This window comes from Roseateles sp., assembly GCF_047654805.1.
Lineage (GTDB): Bacteria > Pseudomonadota > Gammaproteobacteria > Burkholderiales > Burkholderiaceae_C > Pelomonas.
The window spans coordinates 5472564-5491900 of record NZ_JASGIV010000001.1; the positions used below are offsets into that span (position 1 = coordinate 5472564).

Sequence of the window (19337 nt, forward strand, 5' to 3'; positions counted from 1 at the left end):
CATCGCCAAGGCGGGCCGGCGCCGGACATCCGGCGCTCAAGTCCGCTAGATCCAGCCCAGGTCGATGGCGCGCAGCACGGCCTGAGTGCGGTCGCGTACGCCCATCTTGGAGAAGATGGCCGAGCAGTGGTTCTTGATGACGCCTTCGCTGTTGCCCAGCAGGCCGGCGATCTCGGTGTTGCTGCGACCGCTGGCGACGAGGCGCAGCACCTGCAGCTCCTTCGGGCTCAGCGGGTCGGGATGGTCGGCTGCCGTGAAGGCGCGCTCGCCGCCGCGCGCCTCCATGCGCGTCGTCAGTGAGGGGCGCAGTGCCGTGCCGCCTGCATGGACATCGCGCAGGGCCTGGGCCAACGTTTCGGGGCTGATGGCCTTGAGCAGGAAGCCACGGGCGCCGGCGCGCACGGCTTCGTCAAACGCAGCCGTGTCGTCGAAGGTGGTCAACAGGATGACCGGCAGGCGCAGCGCCCGCGCGGCAAGCGCGCGAATCAGGCCGATGCCGTCCAGTCGCGGCATGCGCATGTCGGAGAGGATGACGTCGGGCATGTCTCCGTCGTCGGCGGCCGTGGCAGACAGCCATTCCAGCGCTTCAGCGCCGTCGCTGGCCTCGCCGACGACCTGCAGCTCGTCGTGCAGCGCGAGCAGGCCCTTGAGGCCTTCGCGCACCAGTTGCTGGTCCTCGACCAGCAGGATCTTGATCACACCCATCGCGGACATCTCAGCTCGATTCGAAATCCCGGGCTGGTGCGCGTCACGCGCATCTGCCCGCCCAGTTCGGCCATGCGCTCGGCCATGCCGGAGAGGCCATTGCCGGCACGGCCTTCGTGCCAGTTCGGCGCGCCTCGCCCATCATCGTCGATGCCGACCGCGATCTCATCCCCCCGACCGCAGAGTTCAACCTGGACGCGACGCGCGCCGGCGTGACGCACGCTGTTGGTCACGCCCTCCTGCACGCAGCGCAGCAGCGCGTGCGCCGCGCGGGGGCCGAGGTCGCGGGCGGCATCGTCCAGTGTCAGCTCGATACGCGTGCTCGCGATACCCTCGGCCAGGGCCTGCAGTGCGGCCGAGAGGTCGATGCGCTGCGAGCTGCGCTGCTGCGACACGGCCTCGCGCACGTCCGCCAGCAGCTGCGCCGCCACACCCTGCGCGCGGCCCAGCGCCTGGCCGGCACCGCCTGTATCCTCGCGTGCCAGCAGTGCACCACCCAGCTGCAGCTGCAAGCTGAGCGCGGTCAGGTGATGGCCCATCAGGTCGTGCAGTTCGCGGGCGATCTGCATGCGCTCGCTGTAGCGCATCTGCTCGGCCAGCAACTGCTCGCCGGCCATCTGCTCTGCCAGCACGGCCTGCAGCCAGCGGCGTTTCTCGGCCTCGGCCGCGGCCATGCGGCCCAGGCCGAAGGCCAGGCCGTGCAATGCCAGCATGGCCGTGAGCATGCCGAACTGGTCCAGCCAGGCGGTCGTCGAGGCGTAGACGTAGATGCCGGTGTTGAGCAGAACCTGGGCTGCCGCGAAACCGAGGGCCAGACGGGCCGGCAGTATGACGGCGGCCAGGGCCGTGACGAGAAAGGGCAGGCCCGGCGTTACACCGAAAGCAAGCAGATCCACGAGCAGCAGCCCGGCCAGGCGCTGGTTGACTGGCACGGCCGTCTGCCCTTGGCGGGCGAGCCGGAAGATCAGTGCGACGAAGGCAAGCAGCAGCCCCACGCAGACAAGCACCAGGCCGCGGTCGCTGACGTTGCCGCCGAGCTGGCGCCAGACCCAGGCGGCCAGACCGTCGTAGGGTTCCGTGCGACGGCCTAGCAGGGCCGAGCCGGCACTGACCAGCTCCATCGCGCAAAACACCAGCGCCACCAGCCGCAGCACGACGCCGGGTTCGGCAAGGCGGGCGAGCAGGCGGTCCAGCTTGGTCATTCGGCCAGGGCCGTGGCGATCACGCCGCCCCCAAGGCAGACATCGCCGTCGTAGACCACGGCGCTCTGGCCCGGCGTGACGGCCCACTGCGGATCGACGAAGCGCAGGCTCAGATGACCCGCCGCATCGAAGCCGACGCTGCAGGGTGCGTCCGCCTGGCGATAGCGCGTCTTGGCTGCGGCGGCGCCGACGGTGGGCGCGTGGCCGGAGATCCAGCTCAGGTCGTCGGCGACGAGGGCCGGACTCTGCAGCAGCGGATGGTCGTGGCCCTGCACGACGATCAGCGTGTTGCCGGGGATGTCCTTGGCGGCAACGAACCAGGGTTCGTGCTCGCCACCGCCGCGCGCCGAACCCTTGTCCTTCACGCCGCCGATGCCCAGGCCCTGCCGCTGGCCCAGCGTATAGAAGCTCAGGCCCACGTGCTGGCCCAGCTTGCGGCCGCGCTCGTCCTTGATGGGACCGGGCTGGTGCGACAGATACTTGTTCAGGAACTCGCGGAAGGGCCGCTCGCCGATGAAGCAGATGCCGGTGGAGTCCTTCTTCTTGGCATTCGGCAGGCGGATCTCCGTCGCGATGCGGCGCACCTCGGTCTTGGGCAGGTGTCCCACCGGGAACATCGCCTTGCTTATCTGCGCCTGCGTGAGACGGTGCAGGAAATAGCTCTGGTCCTTCAGCGGGTCCAGGCCCTTGAGCAACTGGAACTCGCCGTCGTGCTCCCGCACGCGGGCGTAATGGCCCGTGGCGATCTTCTCCGCGCCCAGCCGCATCGCATGGTCCAGGAAAGCCTTGAACTTGATCTCTGCATTGCACAGCACGTCGGGGTTGGGCGTGCGGCCAGCCTGGTACTCGCGCAGGAAGGATTCGAAGACGCGGTCCTTGTACTCGGCCGCGAAATTGACGTGCTCGATCTCTATGCCAAGCACATCGGCGACGGAGGCAGCATCCAGGAAGTCCTGGCGCGTCGAGCAGTACTCGTCATCGTCATCGTCCTCCCAGTTCTTCATGAAGATGCCGATGACTTCGTGGCCCTGCTCCTTCAGCAGGTGGGCGGTCACGGCCGAGTCCACGCCGCCGGACAGGCCGACGACGACTCGATGCTTTTTTTCGACGGAACTCATCGTTCCGATTGTCCCAAACGGGCTTCAGCCCTGCTTGAACAGGTGCTCGGCGCGTTGGTACAGCACCCAACTGGTGGCGATGTACTTGTCGCCGCCCCGGGGCCGGTTGCCGCGATGCGTGTGCGTGAAGCCGCCCGGCGCGATCACCAGCGAGCCGGTGCGTGGCGCGATCTTGCGGCCCTGGTACAGGAACTCGGTCTCGCCTTCGGCGAAGTCGTCATTCAGGTAGAGGGTCCATAGCACCGCGCGATGCAATGCCTCGCCCTGGTCCAGCCTGGGGTACTGCTCGCAATGCCAGTAGGGGTAGCCGCCCTGGTCGGCCTGGTAGCGCTGCAGGTTGATCGCGCCGGGGCGGAACACCTTGGCGATCAGCCCCATCAGCTGCGCATCACCCAGCGCCGCGACGCCATCGGCATCGAGCAGGGCCACCGTGCCGTCGGGTCGCTGCATCTGCAGCTTCAGCGGCGCCAGCGCCAGATGGGCGTAGCGGCGCAGGTAGTGCTTGAAGCAGGCGATGACGGCGTGGTTGAGCTGCTCGCAGGCATCGGCCCACTCGGGATGGCGGCTGATGGCGATGTCCCAGCTGTCCTTCATGGCGACGTCCACGCCGCTGCCCGTCTCACCGCGCTGCACGAGGGGGCTGGCCTGGAAGCGATAGACCAGCGCGCGGCAGGCCTCGGGGCTCAGGGCCTGGTCGTAGACCTCGATGAAGTCGGGCGGCGTCATGGCTGCGATGCGCCGGCGGCGGGCGGCGCCGGCTTGAGCAGCTGGCGCAGCGCCAGCAGCGCGGCCGGGTGGTAGATCGTCGCGTGCGTTTCCTGCGGCATGGGCTGGTAGTGCCAGGTGCTGCCGGGCGCCAGCTCGCGCCGCAGCATGGCGGTAAACGCCTCGGCTGGCGTGACCAGGCTGGGCTCCGAGCTGGTGGCTAGGAAGAGCCGAGGTGCCGCGCCCTTGCGCTGGCGCAGCGCCGCCTGCGCGGCGGACGTCAGTCCGGCGTTGTTCCACCACAGACTGGGGTCGAAGGCAATGTAGGTGCTGAAGAGGCCAGGCTCCAGCGCCCACGTCTCGACGACGAACAGCCCAGCGAGCGATTCGCCCATGAGGATGCGCTCGTCCGTCACGCGGTAACGCGCGGCCACGGCCGGGATCAGCTCGTCGCGGAGGAAGGCGCGAAAGGCCGCCGAGCCGCCGACCTGCGGTGCGATCTTGCGGTCGCTGTCTTGCTCGGTAGGCCCGGTCAGGTCACGCCGACGCTGGGTGTTCTCGATGCCGACCAGCAGCACCGGCCGCACCGTGCCGTTGGCGACGCCGACCTGCAGCAGGCCGGCGACGTGCAGGAAGTCCTCCGCCAGGCCGCCATCGGGCATCACCAGCAACGGACGGCTTGCGCCTGGTTCCTCGCCATAGGCGGGCGGTGCATAGACGTTGATGCGCCGCGTCTCGGACAGCGCGCGGGATTCCAGTGTCAGCGTGTCGCCGATCACCAGCGGCTGCCGCGGGCCGCTGAACCCGGCGGCAACGACATTGGGGGTCAGGGCGAACACCAGGGTGGCGGCGATGGCGCCACGCAAGAGAGAGAGCATGAATTGTCCTGTGTCAGCGCTTGACCCAGGGTTGGGCCAGCGAGGGATGGGTGTAGACAGTATCCAGCGGCAGCCGCCGCCCGGCGGCGTGGTCGCGTACGCATTGCAGCACCAACGGGCTGCGGTGGCGGTGGGTGCAGGCGGCCAGCTCCGTCTCGCTCATCCACAGCGTGCGGTGTATCCCCTCGTCGAGTGCGCGACCGGCGATCTCCTCACCGACAGTGCCGCTGAAGGCCAGGCGCACGTAGGTGACGTCCTCGGCGCGGGCGGGCCGCACGAAGCGGGCAAGGTAGACCCCCAGGAAAGCCTCGGGCACGAAGTGGCGCGCCGTTTCCTCCAGCGCCTCGCGCACGACGGCCTCGACGGGGCTCTCGCCCTGCTCCAGATGGCCGGCTGGATTGTTCAGCATCAAGCCCTCGGGGGTCTCCTCCTCGACCAGCAGGTATCGGTCCGCGTGCGCGATGACGGCGGCGACGGTGACGTTGGGACGGAACCTCTCCATCAAGACTTCCTCTCGAATTCCCGAAGCGGGCGGACGCAGGCATTGTGTAAGCTGCCGCGCACCCTGCCCCGCAAGGAGAACCCATGCAGATCGGCGTCCCGCGCGAACGCGCGGCCGGAGAGACACGTGTGGCCGTCACGCCCGAGACGGCCAAGAAGCTGAAGGCCCAAGGCCACACGCTGCGCATCGAATCGGGTGCCGGTGTCACGGCGAGCGTGACAGATGCGGCCTACGAGGCCGTGGGCTGCGAAATCGTCGACCAGGCTGCGGCACTGGGTGCCGAGCTGGTGCTGAAAGTGCGTGCGCCAGGCGCCGACGAGCTGGCGCTGATGAAGCCGGGCACGGCCCTGGTGGGTATGCTCAATCCCTTCGATCGCGAGGGCCTGCAGGCGATGGCCGCGGCGGGCCTGACGGGCTTTGCGCTCGAGGCCGCCCCGCGCACCACGCGCGCGCAGAGCATGGACGTGCTGTCCAGCCAGGCGAACATTGCCGGCTACAAGGCCGTCATGATCGCGGCGGACAAGTACCAGCGCTTTTTCCCAATGCTGATGACGGCAGCGGGTACCGTGAAGGCGGCGCGGGTGGTCATCCTGGGCGTAGGCGTCGCGGGCCTGCAGGCCATTGCGACGGCCAAGCGCCTGGGCGCCGTCATCGAGGCCAGCGACGTGCGGCCGTCGGTGAAGGAGCAGGTGGAGTCGCTGGGCGCGAAGTTCATCGATGTTCCCTACGAGACGGCCGAGGAGAAGGAAGCAGCCGAAGGCGTGGGCGGGTATGCGCGGCCCATGCCGCAGAGCTGGCTGGATCGCCAGAAGGCCGAGGTGGCCAAGCGCGTGGCCCAGGCCGACGTGGTCATCACGACTGCGTTGATCCCGGGCCGTGCGGCGCCGGTGCTGGTCACCGAAGAGATGGTCAAGGCCATGAAGGCGGGCTCGGTCATCGTGGACATCGCCGCACCGGCGGGCGGCAACTGCCCGCTGACGGAGGCCGGCAGGACGATCACCCGGCACGGCGTCGTCATCGTCGGGGAGACCAACCTGCCGGCGCTGGTCGCGGCCGATGCGTCGGCGCTGTACGCGCGCAACGTGCTGGATTTCCTGAAGCTCGTCATCAGCAAAGAGGGCACGTTCCAGGTGCCGCTGGATGACGACATCGTCGCGGCCTGCCGCGTCACGCAAGACGGCCAAGTCACGAGGGGCTGAGCATGGAAATAGTCGACCACACCATCATCAATCTCATCATCTTCGTGCTGGCCATCTACGTGGGCTACCACGTCGTCTGGACGGTGACGCCTGCGCTGCACACGCCGTTGATGGCGGTCACCAACGCGATCTCTGCCATCGTCATCGTCGGCGCCATGCTGGCCGCGGCACTGACCGAGACGGCGTTCGCCAAGGGCATGGGCGTGCTTGCCGTCGCGCTGGCGGCGGTCAACATCTTTGGTGGCTTCCTCGTCACGCGGCGCATGCTGGAGATGTTCAAGAAGAAAGAGAAGAAGGCGGCGACGTCGGAGGGCAAGCAATGAGCCTCAATCTCGTCACGCTGCTGTACCTGATTGCAAGCGTCTGCTTCATCCAGGCGCTGAAGGGCCTGTCGCACCCGACGACCTCCATCCGTGGCAACGTCTTCGGCATGGTCGGCATGACCATCGCCGCGTTCACGACGGCGGCCCTCATCGTCAAGATCGCCGGCTCCGCCGAAGGCCTGGCCTGGGTGCTGCTGGGCCTGGTCGTCGGCGGCGGCTTCGGGGCCTGGAAGGCCAAGACGGTCGAGATGACCAAGATGCCCGAGCTGGTCGCCTTCTTCCACAGCATGATCGGCTTGGCGGCCGTGGCCATTGCGGTGGCTGCGGTCTATGAGCCCTGGGCTTTCCAGATCACGGCCAAGGGCGGGGCGATCCCCGGCGGCAACCGCATCGAGCTGGCGCTGGGCGCCTTCATCGGCGCCGTCACCTTCACCGGTTCCGTCATCGCCTGGGGCAAGCTGTCGGGCAAGAGCAAGTTCCGCCTGTTCCAGGGCGCGCCCGTGGTCTTCAAGGGCCAGCATGCATTGAACGCGCTGCTGGGTCTGGCGGCAGGCTTCTTCGTGTTCGGCTTCTGGCATAGCCAGAGCGCGATGGACTTCTGGCTGGTCGTGGCGCTGGGTTTCGTGCTGGGCGTGACGCTCATCATCCCCATCGGTGGCGCGGACATGCCGGTGGTCGTGTCCATGCTCAACAGCTACTCGGGCTGGGCCGCGGCGGGCATCGGCTTCAGCCTGAACAACAGCATGCTGATCATCTCCGGCTCGCTGGTGGGCAGCTCCGGTGCGATCCTGAGCTACATCATGTGCAAGGCGATGAACCGCTCGTTCTTCAACGTCATCCTGGGCGGTTTTGGCGGCGAGGCCGGTGGCCCGGCGACAGGCGCGGCTCAAGCGCGCAACGTGAAGAGCGGCAGCGCCGACGATGCGGCCTTCGTGATGGGCAATGCCGAGACCGTCATCATCGTGCCAGGCTACGGCCTCGCCGTCGCGCGTGCCCAGCACGCGGTGAAGGAGCTGGCCGCCAAGCTGACCGAGAAAGGCGTGACGGTGAAGTACGCCATCCATCCCGTTGCCGGCCGCATGCCGGGCCACATGAATGTGCTGCTGGCCGAAGCCGAGGTGCCCTACGACCAGGTCTTCGAGATGGAGGACATCAACGCCGAGTTCGCGCAGGCCGACGTGGCCATCATCCTTGGCGCCAACGACGTCGTGAACCCCGCCGCGCATGTGAAGGGCAGTCCTATCTACGGCATGCCCATCCTGGAGGCACACAAGGCCAAGACCGTCATCGTCAACAAGCGCTCGATGGCGGCGGGCTATGCGGGCCTGGACAACGAGCTCTTCTACATGGACAAGACCATGATGGTGTTCGGCGACGCGAAGAAGGTCGTGGAGGACATGCTCAAGGCCGTGGAATGATGCGCGCCCGCCTCTAGGCATGCCCCTCTAGGGGGCGCTATCGAATCCCCTGATCGGTGCGTTGTCAGCCTTCGGTCAGAATCGGCGCCAACCAAGAAGGAGACATGGCCATGGAGCCGATCTGGCTGAAGCATTACCCCGCCGCCGTGCCGCGCGACATCAACCTGTCGCTCTATCCCAGCCTGGTCGACCTGCTGGACACCTCGTTCAAGAAGAACGCTGCCAAGCCCGCCTATCTGATGATGGGCAAGAGCATCAGCTTTGCGCAGGTGGACGAAGCTTCACGCGCCTTCGCCGCCTATCTGCAGGGCCTGGGCCTGGAGAAGGGCGACCGCGTCGCCATCATGATGCCCAACCTGTTTCAGTACCCGGTGGTCGTGGCCGGCGTGCTCCGAGCTGGTCTGGTGGTTGTCAACGTGAACCCGCTGTACACGCCGCGTGAGCTTGAGCACCAGCTCAAGGACTCGGGAGCCAAGGCCATCGTCATCATCGAGAACTTCGCCTCGGTGCTGCAACAGGTCATTCGCAGCGTGCCCACCAAGCACGTCATCGTGGCCGCGATGGGTGACATGCTTGGCCTGAAGGGGCTGCTGGTCAACTACGTGGTGCGCAAGGTGAAGAAGATGGTGCCGGCCTTCGAGCTGCCCGGCGCCGTCAAGTTCAACGACGCCCTGTCAAAGGGTCGCGGCCTCACCTACAAGCCACCCAAGCTGGGGCCGGACGACATCGCCGTGCTGCAATACACCGGTGGCACCACAGGTGTGTCCAAGGGGGCAGTGCTGCTGCACCGCAACCTCGTCGCCAACATCCTGCAAAGCGAGGCCTGGTACCAGCCCGCGCTCAAGAAGATTCCCGCGGGTGAGCAGGTCGTGACCATCTGCGCGCTGCCGCTGTATCACATCTTCGGCTTCAACACGAACATGATGCTGTCCATGCACATGGGCGGTGCCAACGTGCTGATCCCGAACCCGCGCGACCTGCCGGCCGTGTTCAAGGAGTTGCAGGGCCACCGCTTCCACAGTTTCCCGGCCGTCAACACCCTCTTCATGGCCATGGCCAACCACCCGGACTTCGGTACGGTGGACTGGAGCCGCCTGGTCATCTCGGTAGGCGGCGGCATGGCGGTGCAGCAGGCCACGGCCAAGCTTTGGCTGGAGAAGACGGGGTGTCCCATCGTCGAGGGCTATGGCCTGTCCGAGACCTCGCCGTCCGCTACTTGCAACCCGACCGACAGCACCGCCTACAGCGGCACCATCGGCCTGCCGATGCCTCTGACCGAGTTGCAGCTGCTGGATGACGACGGCAACGAGCTGCCCGTCGGTGGCCAGCCCGGCGAGATCGCGATCCGCGGCCCGCAGGTCATGGCCGGCTACTGGCAGCGTCCGGACGAGACGGCCAAGGTCATGACGGCCGACGGCTATTTCCGCACCGGTGACATCGGCACCGTTGACGAGCGGGGTTACTTCAAGATCGTCGACCGCAAGAAGGACATGATCCTGGTGAGCGGCTTCAATGTCTACCCGAACGAGGTGGAGGACGTGCTGACGCAGATGCCCGGCGTGCTGGAGTGCGCAGCCGTGGGCGTGCCCGACGCCAAGGCCGGCGAGGCCGTGAAGGTGGTCATCGTGAAGAAAGACCCGAATGTCACGGAAGCGGACGTCCGCGCCTATTGCGAAGCCAACCTGACGGGCTACAAACGTCCCAAGATCATCGAGTTCCGTACCGACCTGCCCAAGACCCCGGTCGGCAAGATCCTGCGCAGGGAGTTGCGGGACAAGAGCTGAAGCCTTCTCCCATGATCCGCGGGCGGTGATGCCGTCCGTGTGCGAGGCCCGACAACGTGTTCGACCTGTTGCACTCCAAGACTGATGCCGGCCGCGCGGAGATCCGGGCGCGGGCCTTGCCGTTGTCGCGCACTGCGCGCAATCTGCTGCTCGTGCTCGATGCGAGCAAGACGGCGGGCGAGTGGCTGCGGCTGGTGGCTGGCGCCACCGAGGCCGATCTCGAGACTTTGCGCCAGCACGGGCTGATTGCCCCGCAGGGGCCTGGGGGGCAGCCATTGCCGCCGCAGGCCGCCCCGGTTCCTGCTGCGCCGGCGGCGCCCGCCATTGCCGGCGGCGCTCCGCTGCTGGACCGCGCCGCCCTGTACACCTACCTGAGCGGCGAGGCGACCAAGCTGCTGGGGCCTTTCAAGGGCTATGCCTTTGCGCTGGAGGTGGAGCGCGCCGATAGCCTGGCGGCCCTTCAGGCGCTGGCGCTGCAGCTCGTGGAGCGCGTGCACAAGGCCAAGGGCGAGGTGGCGGCAGCGGCCGTGCGCGAGGCGCTCGGCCTGCGCTGATCTGGGACACTGGCGGGCCGCCTGCCACCATTCACCGCCTTGCCCCGCTTCTTCGTCGACACCCCGCTCGCCGCTGGCGAGATCACTTTGCCCTCTGGTGCCGCCCGCCATGTGCAGGTGCTGCGCCTGCAGCCCGGGGACGCGCTGACGCTGTTCGACGGCAGCGGTCCGGAATGGCACGCCGAGGTCACGGCCATGGGCCGCAGCGAGGTGAAGGTTCGCCTGCTGACGGCCGGGCAGCCGCAGCGCGAGCTGGTGCGGGCGGTGACGCTGGCCGTCGTCATGCCGGCCAACGACCGGATGGATTTCCTCGTCGAGAAGGCTACCGAGCTGGGCGCCGTGGCGCTGCAGCCGCTGGTCGCAGAGCGCTCGGTGCTGCGCCTGTCCGGCGAGCGTGCGGACAAGAAGCGCTCGCATTGGCAGGGCGTGGCTATCTCGGCTGCCGAGCAGAGCGGGCGCACGGTCCCTACGCGCGTCGAGCCCGTCATGTCGTTGGCGGCTTGGCTTGCGCTGCTGCCTGATGCCGAAGCCGATGAATGGCGCGGCTTGCTGAGCCCGCGCGCCGCCGCGCCGCTGGCTCCGTTCCCGCAGCAGCGCGCACTCTTCCTCAGCGGCCCGGAGGGCGGCCTGAGTGATGCAGAGGAGGATGCAGCCCGTGCGCGTGGCTTCGCGGCGATCACGCTGGGCCCGCGCATCCTGCGCGCCGACACCGCGCCGCTGGCCGTGCTGTCCTGGCTCTCCCTGACGGCATGAACAAGAAACTCGCGCTGCTCGTCCTGGTCCAGGGCTTATTCCTCACCAACAACATCTGCTTCATGGCCATCAACGGCCTCGTGGGGCTGGCGCTGGCGCCGCGGCCTTGGATGGCGACGCTACCCATCTGTGCCTACGTGGCTGGAGGCGCGCTGATGGCGCGGTGGGTCGGCCGCCACCAACTGCGCTTCGGGAGGCGGCGGGCCTTTCAGATTGGCCTGCTGGTAGCCATGGCCAGCTGCGCCGTCTCGCTGTGGAGCGTGCTGCACCAGCAGTTCTGGGGCGTCGTCGCCGCGACGCTGATCGCTGGCTACTACAACGCCAATGCGGCCCTCTACCGCTTCGCGGCGACGGAACTGGTGGCGCCAGAGAAGCGCGAGGCTGCCATCTCCTGGGTGCTGGCCGGCGGCTGCCTGGGCGCAGTGCTGGGCCCCTGGCTGGCCGGCGCCAGCAGGAATCTGCTCGTGGCGCCCTTCGCCGGCGCCTATCTGCTGCTGATGGTCGTAGCGTTGGCCGGCCTGCTGCTGATCTCGCTGATTGACTTCCCGCCCCTCGTGCGGCCCGCACCCGGGGCCGGAGGCCGTTCCGGTGCCGAGCTGCTGCGCCAGCCGGTCTTCATGGTCGCGCTGGCCGCGAGTGCACTGGGTTACGGCGTCATGAACCTGTTGATGGCTGCCACGCCCATCGCCATGGGACAGTGCGGCCTGCCGTTCTCGGACGCCGGCATGGTGCTGCAGTGGCATGTGCTGGGCATGTTCGTTCCCAGCTTCTTCACCGGGCCGCTGATCAAGCGTGTGGGTGTGCTGCCCGTGATGGCGGCGGGTGTGGCGCTCAACCTGGGCTGCGTCCTCTTCGCGCTTTCGGGGCAGGACTTCGACCACTTTCTCGGCGCGTTGCTGCTGCTGGGCGTCGGCTGGAACTTCCTCTACATCGGTGGCACCACGCTGTTTACCCAGGCATATCGCCCCGAGGAGAAAACCCGCGCGCAAGGCCTGCTGGACACCGGCGTCTACGCGACGATGACGCTGACCTCGTTCTCCTCCGGCGCGCTGGTCACGACCGGCGGCTGGCAGTGGATGAACTGGGCCAGCCTCGTGCCCATCGCGCTGTGCGCCCTCGCTCTGGCCTGGCTTGCGCTGCGTCAGCGCCGGTCGTGCTGAAGGTATTCGGCCGCCATCTGCTGGCCGACTAGCTCGGGCTTGAGGCGCGGCAGCGCGTTCAGGCCCAGGTCGCGCTGCGTGGTGAACAGCGGCGTGCCTATGCGCAGGCCGACGATGGAGCCGCCCTCGCCCAGCGCGGGTAGCAGCGGGTAGACGCGCAGGCGCAGCACCAGCGTGTCATGCTCGTCGGCGAAGACGGCAGTCTCGGCCAGCGTGGCGCAGCGCAAGCGGTCTGCCTCCTGCAGCAGCGCGACGCCGGCGGCCTCGGGGTCGATCTGCACACTGGACGCCGTCATCGGCACGATGCGCCGGCCGACGCCATCGAGCGCATTGGCCACGGCAGTACTGAAGCGCTGGTTGAGCTCATCCCAGTCCGGCCCACCCTGTTGCGGCGGGTTGCGGCCCTGGCCGAACACCAGCGTGCAGGGCTCGGCTGCCTGGGTTGCGGTGGCCGGCAGCGCCAGTACTGCGGCGGCAAACAACTCAAGCAGGCGCATCACCCTCGCTGGCCTTGCGCGCCGAGCCTTTGACGAGGTCGAAACGGAACAGCCGGCACTCGATGGGGCCGTTCCACATCGGCACGCGGCGCGACTCCTTCAGCCGCATCTTGCCCGGCAGCTTCATGTCAGGGCTGAGCATCCAGGCCGTCCAGCCGGCGGGGTTCTGGGTGTACTGCCGCTTCCAGTGCGCGGCCAGGCGTGGGAAGAAGTCGTCACCCCCGTCACGCTCCTCCGAACCGCCGGCATCGCGTGTCATCGCTGCCTTGCCGCGCACCTCGATGCGCTCGCCGTAGGGTGGATTCATGACGATGCTTCCGGGCAGGCCTTCGGGCAGGGCTGGTGCGGGCCGCTCCAGCGCGTCGCCGCCGTTGAACTGGATGTACTGGGCCACGCCTGCGCGTTCGGCATTGCGACGCGCGAAGTCGACCATGCGGAAGGCCACGTCGCTGGCGTAGATGGGCACGGCGGGCGGGTGGATGCGTGCTCTCGCAGCCTGCGTCAAATCGCCCCAGGCTGTCTTCATTGCCGGCGTGGCGAAGGGCAGTTGGCGCTCGAAGGCGAAGCGGCGCTGCAGGCCCGGCGCCGAGTCGCAGGCAATCAATGCGGCCTCGACAGGGATGGTGCCGGAGCCACAGCAGGGGTCGTGAAGCGCGCCGCCCCGTTCGGCCGTGCCGCGCCAACCTGCCGCAGCCAGCATCGCAGCGGCCAGCGTCTCCTTCAGTGGCGCATCGCCCTTGTCGATGCGCCAGCCTCGCTTGAAGAGGGGCTCGCCAGAGGTGTCGACATAGAGCGCCGCCCGTTCCGGGCCGACATGCAGCACCACGGGCAGGTCGGGCCGCTGCGTGTCTACGCTGGGACGTTCGCCGGTGTGCTCGCGCAGTTGGTCGCAGATGGCGTCCTTGATGCGCAGAGCGGCGAAGTTCAGGCTCTTTAGCGGCGAGCGCTGAGCCGTCACGTCGATGCGCAGGGTGTGCCTGGGGCTAAGCCAGTCGCGCCAGTCGACGCGGCGGGCCAGCGCGTAGAGGTCATCCTCGTGGCGGTACGGGCCTTCGATGACCTCGACCAGCACGCGCTGCGCGAGCCGGCTCTCGAGGTTGATGCGCATGACGTCCTCGGCCGTGCCGAGCAGGCCACAGCCGCCGCGCAGTGCCTCCACCTTGCTGCGCACGCCAGGCGGCAGGAAGCGTTTCAGCTCCTCCTCCAGCAGCGGCTCGACGCCGGAGGGGCAGGGTACGAAGAGGTACAACTTGTTGGGCAGGCTCACCCGCGCATTGTCTCCGCTCCTAAACTGACAGCGTTGCCATCAACTGGGATGCCGTCCGCCATGAAGCGAATCGTCTTGACCCTGGTCTTCGTGTTCACCGCCCTGCAGGCGAACGCGGAAAGCTCGCCGGCCTACCCGCCGCACACGATTCCCAGCACCCAGCTGCGCGCCCTGCCCAAGAACGCCGACGGCCGCACCTATCAGCTGCACGTACATCTGCCGGGCTCGTTCGCCAAGGAGCCCGGGCGCCGCTACCCGGTGCTCTATGTGACGGACGGCTACTGGGACTTCGCAACCATGGTCAGTTCCTACAACAACCTGAACTACGACAAGGTCGTGCCCGAGTTCATCATCGTGGGGCTGGGCTATGCAGGCGACAACCTCGACTACGGCGAGCTGCGCGGTTGGGAGCTGTCGCCGGTACGCCTGAATCCGCTGTCTGGCGGGACCGGCAACGCCGACAAGTTCATCGCCGCGCTGGAGAAGGACATCTTTCCGCTGGTGGAGCGCGACTACCGCGCGGACCCGACCCAGCGCTACCTTGCCGGCAGCTCGCTGGGCGGCCTGTTTGCGTTGCATGCGATGTACGCGAAGCCCGAGCTCTTCAAGGGCTTTATCGCCGCCAGCCCGGCGGTCGTCGTCGGCAACGACTGGATCATCGGCCGCGCCAAGGCCTATGCCGCCACGGGCAAACCCATCCAGGCCAGGCTCTATGTGACGGGCGCGGAAAGCGAATGGCCCGCCTTCCTGGCAGGCATCAAGCGTTACCAGGCGCTGCTGCCGGAGCTCAAGCATCCCGGGCTTGTCTGGCAGAACCGCAGCATCGACGGCGAGCGGCATGCAGGCACCAAGGCGGAGAGCTACACACGCGGCATGCGCTTCGTGTTCGAGCCGCTGGCGCCGGAGGCGGGGCCTTCCCGGGATTGATCGGACGGTGGGCTACAGCGCCTTGCGCAGATTCGCAGGCGCGATCTTCATCGCCTCGCGATACTTCGCCACGGTGCGTCTGGCGCACTGGATGCCCTGCTCCTCCAGCATGGCTGCGAGCGCGCTGTCGGACAGCGGCTTCTTCGTGTCCTCGGCAGCGACGAACTGCTTGATCAGCGCGCGCACCGCCGTGCTGGAGGCCTCGCCGCCGGCCTCGGTGGACAGCCCCGAGCCGAAAAAGTACTTCAGCTCGAATGTGCCCCAGCTGGTGGCCATGTATTTGGCCGTGGTCACGCGCGAGATGGTGGACTCGTGCAGGCTCAGCTCGTCGGCGATCTCGCGCAGCACCAGCGGCTTCATCGCGAGCTCGCCATGCGTGAAGAAGCCGCGCTGGCGCTCCACGATGGCCTGGCTGACGCGCAGGATGGTGTCGAAACGCTGCTGGATGTTCTTGATGAACCATCGCGCCTCTTGCAGCTGGCCGCCCAGCGGCGAGTTGCTGATGCCGCCACGCGTGGCCCGCAGCGCGTTGGCGTAGAGCTCGTTGATGCGCAGCTTGGGGGCGACCTCGGGATTGAGCATGACGCGGAACTCGCGGCCCACCTTGCGCACGATGACGTCGGGCACGATGGCTGCAGCGGCACCCTGCGCGAAGCGCCGGCCCGGCTTGGGTTCGAGCCGCGTGATCAACACCTGGGCCTCGCGCAGCAAGGCCTCGTCGGCGCCGGTCTCCATCATCAGCCGGCGCATGTCGCGCTTGGCAAGTAGTTCCAGATGGCTCTTGCAGATCAGGATGGCGATGACCTGTGCTGCGCTCCTGGGTTGCGCACGCAGCTGCAGCACCAGGCATTCCGACAGGTCCCGCGCCGCAATGCCGGCCGGCTCCAGACTCTGCAGCAGGCACTGAGCGATGCGCAGCCGGTCCAGCAGCTCCTCGCGGTCCTCTTCGTCCTCGGCCAGGGCCGTGGCGATCTCCTCGAGCGAGTCCTCGAGATAGCCGTCCTCGTTCAGCGACTCGATGAGAACCTGGATGACGGCCCGGTCCTCGGCCGACAGGTGATGGCCCGCAAGCTGCTGGGCCAGGTGCTCGGCCAGAGTCAGCTCGGCGGACTCCTGGCTCTCGCGCTCTCCGTCGTCCTCGCTGCTGCCGCTGCCAGAGCTGGACGGCAGTTCACGGATGCCGTCGAAGTCATCGCGCTCGGTGCCGTTCTCCCAGTCCTCGCGCTCGGTACCGCCGAAGTCTTCGCCGCTGAGCTCAGGCGCTTCGACCGCTGACTCCGCCTCGCCGTCGCCGCCCGTGTCGCTGCTGCCGGCCTCCGCCGGCGCGTTCGCGGCCAGCTCGGGCGCGCTGACGGTGAATTCCTCTTCCGTCTCCAGCAGCGGGTTGCTGGCCAGCATCTGCTCGACTTCCTGGTGCAGCTCCAGCGTGGAGAGCTGCAGCAGGCGGATGGACTGCTGCAGCTGCGGCGTCAGCGCGAGGTGCTGACTCAGGCGGACCTGGAGCGTCTGTTTCATCGCGCCGCCCTTCAGGCCTACATGCGGAAATGTTCGCCGAGATAGACCTTGCGCACGTCGGCGTTGGCCACGATCTCGTCGGGCGTGCCTTCGGCCAGCACGGCCCCCTCGCTGATGATGTAGGCACGGTCGCAGATGCCCAGGGTCTCGCGGACGTTGTGGTCCGTGATCAGCACGCCGATGCCGCGCGCCTTCAGGAAGCTGATGATGCGCTGGATCTCCAGCACTGCGATCGGGTCCACGCCGGCGAAGGGCTCGTCCAGCAGGATGAAGCGCGGCTGTGTGGCCAGCGCACGGGCGATCTCGACGCGGCGACGCTCACCGCCCGACAGCGCCGGTGCCGGGCTGTCACGCAGCCCCTCGATGGAGAGGTCGTGCAGCAAGCCGTTGAGCAGCTCGTCGATGCGCGCTTTCGGCAATGCCTTGCCGCGCTCGTCCTGCTGCAGCTCCAGCACGGCGCGTATGTTCTGCTCGACGGTGAGCTTGCGGAAGATGGAGGCTTCCTGCGGCAGGTAGGACAGGCCCAGGCGGGCTCGCGAATGGATGGGCAGGCGCTGCACCTCGGCGCCGTCGATGCGGATGATGCCGGCGTCCGAGCGCACCAGACCCACGATCATGTAGAAGCTGGTCGTCTTGCCGGCGCCGTTGGGTCCCAGCAGGCCTACGACCTCACCGCAGTCCACGCGCACATGCACGTTCTTGACGACCTTGCGCACGCCATAAGTCTTGGCGAGGCCTTCGGCCTCGAGCCGGCTGCCACAGATCGGCGTCGTCCCCGAGGGGCTGGCGAGGGTGTCGGCCATCACGAAGGTTTGCCCGGCTGCAGCGTCGTCGATGGCTTCAGCGGCAGGGGGGCTGCCGGCGCGGAGGCCGGCTCATCGCCTGGCTGCGCGCGCGGCATCATGACGATGCGGGTACGGCCATTGGGGTTGGGCGAGGCGCTGCCGCCCTCCAGCGTGAAGACCTCGGTACGGCTGTTGTAGACGATGACGGCACCCGTCACCTCCTCGGCCACGGCGGTGCCACGCAGGCGGCGCACGGTGGCGTTGCCGATGAAGCGCACGGTCTCGGTGCGCGTGTCGTACTCGAGCTGGTTGGCCACGCCATCGATAGCCTCGCCAGGGATGTCGCGGGCCTGGCGGAAGCTGACCGGCTGGCCGGCCACACCGCTGGCGAAAGCCTGGTGGTAGCCGTCGCGCGTCTCACGCACATCCACCTTCTCGGCGCGCAGCAGCAGGCTGCCCTTGGTGATGACGACGTTGCCCAGCAGCTCAGTGCGCTGGTTGACGGCGTCCACCAGGCCTGTCTTGTCCGACGAGAACACGAAGGGCTTCAGCCGGTCGGCCTTCTCCGCCTGGGCGGCGGAAAAGGCGAGCATGAGAGCGAGCGGGATGAGCAGGCGATGCATGGCGGCACGGAAGTTGCAGGCCATTCTAGGGGGCTGCTGCCGTCGCCAGGCTTTCCGGAGCGGCAAGTGCCTCAGGAAGTTTTTTCGCGGCGTGCCTGCTTGACAAGGAAGTCCACCACGGCCAGCGCCTGCTGACCCATGACGGCCTCGCTCTGGCCCGGCGAGCCGGCCATGCCGGGGCCGGTGCGCCAGCGCCCTGCAACGACGAGGGCCGGCACGCTGTCCACGCCCGCGGCTTCGGCCAGCTTCAGCCCCTGCGCCATCCTGGTCTGTACGCCGAAGGAGTTGAAAGTCTGCTTGAACGCGGCTGCATCGACGCCCAGGCGGGCGACAAGGGCGACGATGGCGGCCTCGTCATGAAGCTCCACGCCAGCGCGATGGACGGCGTTGAAGATGCCTGCATGCACGGCCGGAGTCAGCGCACCCATGCTGTCCAGCGCATAGAACATGCGCTGGTGCAGTTTGAGCACGGCCTGCTGGCCCACGGGCACCCTGCGCAAGCTCACATCGCCCGGCAGTCCATGTGCCCAAGCCTCCAGCAGCGGGTCGAAGGCATAGCAATGGGGGCATCTGTAGAAGAAGAACTCGACGACTTCTATCCTGCCTGGAGTGCCGGGTAGTGCCTGACCCAGGCGCACATAGTGCTTGCCTTCGACGGGGCCGCCTTGCGCGAACGTCGCGGGGCCGAAGCCGGCGGCGATCAGTGCGGCGGCCGCGTCGCGTCGCTTCATGCCTTGCTGCGGACGCGCTGGATCAGGAAGTCGGTGATCTGCAGCGCCTTCTGGCCCAGCTCATGCTCGGGCAGGCGCTGGCTGGCGCCTGCGCCCGCATGGCCGGGTGATGTCAGGAAGCGACCACCGATGCCGATGCAAGGCACGCCGTCGATGCGGTAGGCCTCGGACAGCTTCTCGGCCTGCTGGCATTTGGTGACCACGCCGAAGGAGTTGTAGGCCTCCTGGTACTTGACGGGGTCGATGCCGAGCGGAGCGAGGAACTTGGCCTGGCTTTTGGCATCGTCCAAGGCCAGGCCCTGTTGGTGCATGGCGCTGAAGATGGCCGGGCGGGCAGCAGCCTCCTTGCCCAGTGCCTCGAGCGCATAGAACATGCGCTGATGGATCTTGACGTTGGCGCGGAAGGCAACGTGCACCTTGCGGAAGGCCACGTCGGCCGGCAGCTGCTTGGTCCAGGCTTCGACGGCCGGCTCAAAGGCGTAGCAGTGCGGGCAGCCGTACCAGAAGAACTCGACCACCTCGATCTTGCCCGGCGTCGACGCCAGCGGCGGGTTGAGGACCACGTAGTGGCGGCCCTCGACGGGGCCGCCCTGGGCCAGGGCCGTTCCGGTCGTGGCCGCGAGCGGCGTGGTGGCGAGCAGGGTGGAGAAATGGCGGCGCTTCATGGGGTCAGGAGTCCTTCAAACGGTGC

21 protein-coding genes are annotated in these 19337 nt (G+C 67.8%); 8 read left to right on the plus strand and 13 right to left on the minus strand.

Going from position 1 to position 19337, the window contains the following annotated elements:
* Positions 1-45: 45 nt before the first annotated feature.
* Genes QM732_RS24760 through QM732_RS24785 form a run of 6 tightly spaced genes read right to left on the minus strand, consistent with a single transcriptional unit; the run spans position 46 to position 5110 of the window.
* Complete coding sequence (locus QM732_RS24760; protein ID WP_415658743.1) at positions 46-714, minus strand: response regulator; 669 nt, start codon at positions 712-714, stop codon at positions 46-48.
* Positions 696-1907, minus strand: coding sequence for a sensor histidine kinase (locus tag QM732_RS24765; protein WP_415658744.1), 1212 nt, complete (start codon positions 1905-1907; stop codon positions 696-698). Before QM732_RS24765 ends, QM732_RS24760 begins: the two co-directional genes overlap by 19 nt.
* Positions 1904-3025: a tRNA 2-thiouridine(34) synthase MnmA gene (gene mnmA / locus QM732_RS24770; protein ID WP_415658745.1), complete on the minus strand. Its 1122-nt coding sequence runs from the start codon at positions 3023-3025 to the stop codon at positions 1904-1906. Before mnmA ends, QM732_RS24765 begins: the two co-directional genes overlap by 4 nt.
* 24 nt (positions 3026-3049) lie before the next feature.
* On the minus strand, positions 3050-3751 hold the full coding sequence (locus QM732_RS24775) for a 2OG-Fe(II) oxygenase (RefSeq protein WP_415658746.1): 702 nt from the start codon (positions 3749-3751) through the stop codon (positions 3050-3052).
* On the minus strand, positions 3748-4608 hold the full coding sequence (locus QM732_RS24780; RefSeq protein ID WP_415658747.1) for an alpha/beta hydrolase: 861 nt from the start codon (positions 4606-4608) through the stop codon (positions 3748-3750). The genes QM732_RS24775 and QM732_RS24780 overlap by 4 nt, the downstream gene beginning before the upstream one ends.
* A 13-nt stretch (positions 4609-4621) precedes the next feature.
* A complete protein-coding gene (locus QM732_RS24785; RefSeq protein ID WP_415658748.1) occupies positions 4622-5110 on the minus strand; it encodes an NUDIX domain-containing protein in 489 nt (162 codons plus the stop codon).
* 83 nt (positions 5111-5193) lie between these two features.
* Between QM732_RS24785 and QM732_RS24790 the strand changes: the two genes are divergently transcribed.
* The 7 genes from QM732_RS24790 to QM732_RS24820 all read left to right on the plus strand — a co-directional run bounded on the left by QM732_RS24790 (position 5194) and on the right by QM732_RS24820 (position 12301).
* Positions 5194-6309 (plus strand): Re/Si-specific NAD(P)(+) transhydrogenase subunit alpha, encoded by a 1116-nt coding sequence (locus tag QM732_RS24790; RefSeq protein WP_415658749.1) that lies wholly within the window; start codon positions 5194-5196, stop codon positions 6307-6309.
* Positions 6310-6311: 2 nt separating this feature from the next.
* Complete coding sequence (locus QM732_RS24795) at positions 6312-6632, plus strand: NAD(P) transhydrogenase subunit alpha (protein ID WP_415658750.1); 321 nt, start codon at positions 6312-6314, stop codon at positions 6630-6632.
* Entirely contained in the window at positions 6629-8050 is a 1422-nt protein-coding gene (locus QM732_RS24800; protein ID WP_415658751.1) for an NAD(P)(+) transhydrogenase (Re/Si-specific) subunit beta, read from the plus strand. The genes QM732_RS24795 and QM732_RS24800 overlap by 4 nt, the downstream gene beginning before the upstream one ends.
* Before the next feature lie 110 nt (positions 8051-8160).
* A complete protein-coding gene (locus QM732_RS24805; protein WP_415658752.1) occupies positions 8161-9834 on the plus strand; it encodes a long-chain-fatty-acid--CoA ligase in 1674 nt (557 codons plus the stop codon).
* 56 nt (positions 9835-9890) lie between these two features.
* Positions 9891-10388: a hypothetical protein gene (locus tag QM732_RS24810; RefSeq protein ID WP_415658753.1), complete on the plus strand. Its 498-nt coding sequence runs from the start codon at positions 9891-9893 to the stop codon at positions 10386-10388.
* Between the two features lie 39 nt (positions 10389-10427).
* Positions 10428-11141, plus strand: a complete 714-nt coding sequence (locus QM732_RS24815) for a 16S rRNA (uracil(1498)-N(3))-methyltransferase (protein ID WP_415658754.1) — start codon at positions 10428-10430, stop codon at positions 11139-11141.
* Entirely contained in the window at positions 11138-12301 is a 1164-nt protein-coding gene (locus QM732_RS24820; protein WP_415658755.1) for an MFS transporter, read from the plus strand. Before QM732_RS24815 ends, QM732_RS24820 begins: the two co-directional genes overlap by 4 nt.
* On the opposite strand, the gene QM732_RS24825 is transcribed toward QM732_RS24820, so the two are convergent.
* Positions 12283-12801 (minus strand): hypothetical protein, encoded by a 519-nt coding sequence (locus tag QM732_RS24825; RefSeq protein ID WP_415658756.1) that lies wholly within the window; start codon positions 12799-12801, stop codon positions 12283-12285. The two genes, QM732_RS24820 and QM732_RS24825, sit on opposite strands and share 19 nt — an antisense overlap.
* Positions 12785-14065, minus strand: coding sequence for a THUMP domain-containing class I SAM-dependent RNA methyltransferase (locus QM732_RS24830; protein WP_415658757.1), 1281 nt, complete (start codon positions 14063-14065; stop codon positions 12785-12787). Before QM732_RS24830 ends, QM732_RS24825 begins: the two co-directional genes overlap by 17 nt.
* A 60-nt stretch (positions 14066-14125) precedes the next feature.
* Between QM732_RS24830 and QM732_RS24835 the strand changes: the two genes are divergently transcribed.
* Entirely contained in the window at positions 14126-14992 is an 867-nt protein-coding gene (locus tag QM732_RS24835; protein WP_415658758.1) for an alpha/beta hydrolase, read from the plus strand.
* A gap of 12 nt (positions 14993-15004) precedes the next feature.
* Here QM732_RS24835 and QM732_RS24840 read toward each other — a convergent pair whose 3' ends face one another.
* The 5 genes from QM732_RS24840 to QM732_RS24860 form a co-directional block, all read right to left on the minus strand.
* Positions 15005-16507 carry an RNA polymerase factor sigma-54 gene (locus QM732_RS24840; RefSeq protein WP_415658759.1) on the minus strand — a complete coding sequence of 501 codons (1503 nt, stop codon included), beginning with the start codon at positions 16505-16507 and terminating at the stop codon, positions 15005-15007.
* A gap of 17 nt (positions 16508-16524) precedes the next feature.
* Positions 16525-17310 carry an LPS export ABC transporter ATP-binding protein gene (gene lptB, locus QM732_RS24845; RefSeq protein ID WP_415658760.1) on the minus strand — a complete coding sequence of 262 codons (786 nt, stop codon included), beginning with the start codon at positions 17308-17310 and terminating at the stop codon, positions 16525-16527.
* A complete protein-coding gene (gene lptA / locus QM732_RS24850; RefSeq protein ID WP_415658761.1) occupies positions 17310-17915 on the minus strand; it encodes a lipopolysaccharide transport periplasmic protein LptA in 606 nt (201 codons plus the stop codon). Before lptA ends, lptB begins: the two co-directional genes overlap by 1 nt.
* A 71-nt stretch (positions 17916-17986) precedes the next feature.
* Positions 17987-18646, minus strand: coding sequence for a thiol:disulfide interchange protein DsbA/DsbL (locus tag QM732_RS24855; protein ID WP_415658762.1), 660 nt, complete (start codon positions 18644-18646; stop codon positions 17987-17989).
* Positions 18643-19311, minus strand: coding sequence for a thiol:disulfide interchange protein DsbA/DsbL (locus QM732_RS24860; RefSeq protein ID WP_415658763.1), 669 nt, complete (start codon positions 19309-19311; stop codon positions 18643-18645). The genes QM732_RS24855 and QM732_RS24860 overlap by 4 nt, the downstream gene beginning before the upstream one ends.
* Positions 19312-19337: the final 26 nt, after the last annotated feature.

Bases quoted from the DNA above. Each gene is read 5' to 3' on its own strand.
- QM732_RS24760 (WP_415658743.1), bottom strand. From the start codon at position 714: ATGTCCGCGATGGGTGTGATCAAGATCCTGCTGGTCGAGGACCAGCAA.
- QM732_RS24765 (WP_415658744.1), bottom strand. From the start codon at position 1,907: ATGACCAAGCTGGACCGCCTGCTCGCCCGCCTTGCCGAACCCGGCGTC.
- mnmA (WP_415658745.1), bottom strand. From the start codon at position 3,025: ATGAGTTCCGTCGAAAAAAAGCATCGAGTCGTCGTCGGCCTGTCCGGC.
- QM732_RS24775 (WP_415658746.1), bottom strand. From the start codon at position 3,751: ATGACGCCGCCCGACTTCATCGAGGTCTACGACCAGGCCCTGAGCCCC.
- QM732_RS24780 (WP_415658747.1), bottom strand. From the start codon at position 4,608: ATGCTCTCTCTCTTGCGTGGCGCCATCGCCGCCACCCTGGTGTTCGCC.
- QM732_RS24785 (WP_415658748.1), bottom strand. From the start codon at position 5,110: ATGGAGAGGTTCCGTCCCAACGTCACCGTCGCCGCCGTCATCGCGCAC.
- QM732_RS24790 (WP_415658749.1), top strand. From the start codon at position 5,194: ATGCAGATCGGCGTCCCGCGCGAACGCGCGGCCGGAGAGACACGTGTG.
- QM732_RS24795 (WP_415658750.1), top strand. From the start codon at position 6,312: ATGGAAATAGTCGACCACACCATCATCAATCTCATCATCTTCGTGCTG.
- QM732_RS24800 (WP_415658751.1), top strand. From the start codon at position 6,629: ATGAGCCTCAATCTCGTCACGCTGCTGTACCTGATTGCAAGCGTCTGC.
- QM732_RS24805 (WP_415658752.1), top strand. From the start codon at position 8,161: ATGGAGCCGATCTGGCTGAAGCATTACCCCGCCGCCGTGCCGCGCGAC.
- QM732_RS24820 (WP_415658755.1), top strand. From the start codon at position 11,138: ATGAACAAGAAACTCGCGCTGCTCGTCCTGGTCCAGGGCTTATTCCTC.
- QM732_RS24835 (WP_415658758.1), top strand. From the start codon at position 14,126: ATGAAGCGAATCGTCTTGACCCTGGTCTTCGTGTTCACCGCCCTGCAG.
- QM732_RS24840 (WP_415658759.1), bottom strand. From the start codon at position 16,507: ATGAAACAGACGCTCCAGGTCCGCCTGAGTCAGCACCTCGCGCTGACG.
- lptB (WP_415658760.1), bottom strand. From the start codon at position 17,310: ATGGCCGACACCCTCGCCAGCCCCTCGGGGACGACGCCGATCTGTGGC.
- lptA (WP_415658761.1), bottom strand. From the start codon at position 17,915: ATGCATCGCCTGCTCATCCCGCTCGCTCTCATGCTCGCCTTTTCCGCC.
- QM732_RS24855 (WP_415658762.1), bottom strand. From the start codon at position 18,646: ATGAAGCGACGCGACGCGGCCGCCGCACTGATCGCCGCCGGCTTCGGC.
- QM732_RS24860 (WP_415658763.1), bottom strand. From the start codon at position 19,311: ATGAAGCGCCGCCATTTCTCCACCCTGCTCGCCACCACGCCGCTCGCG.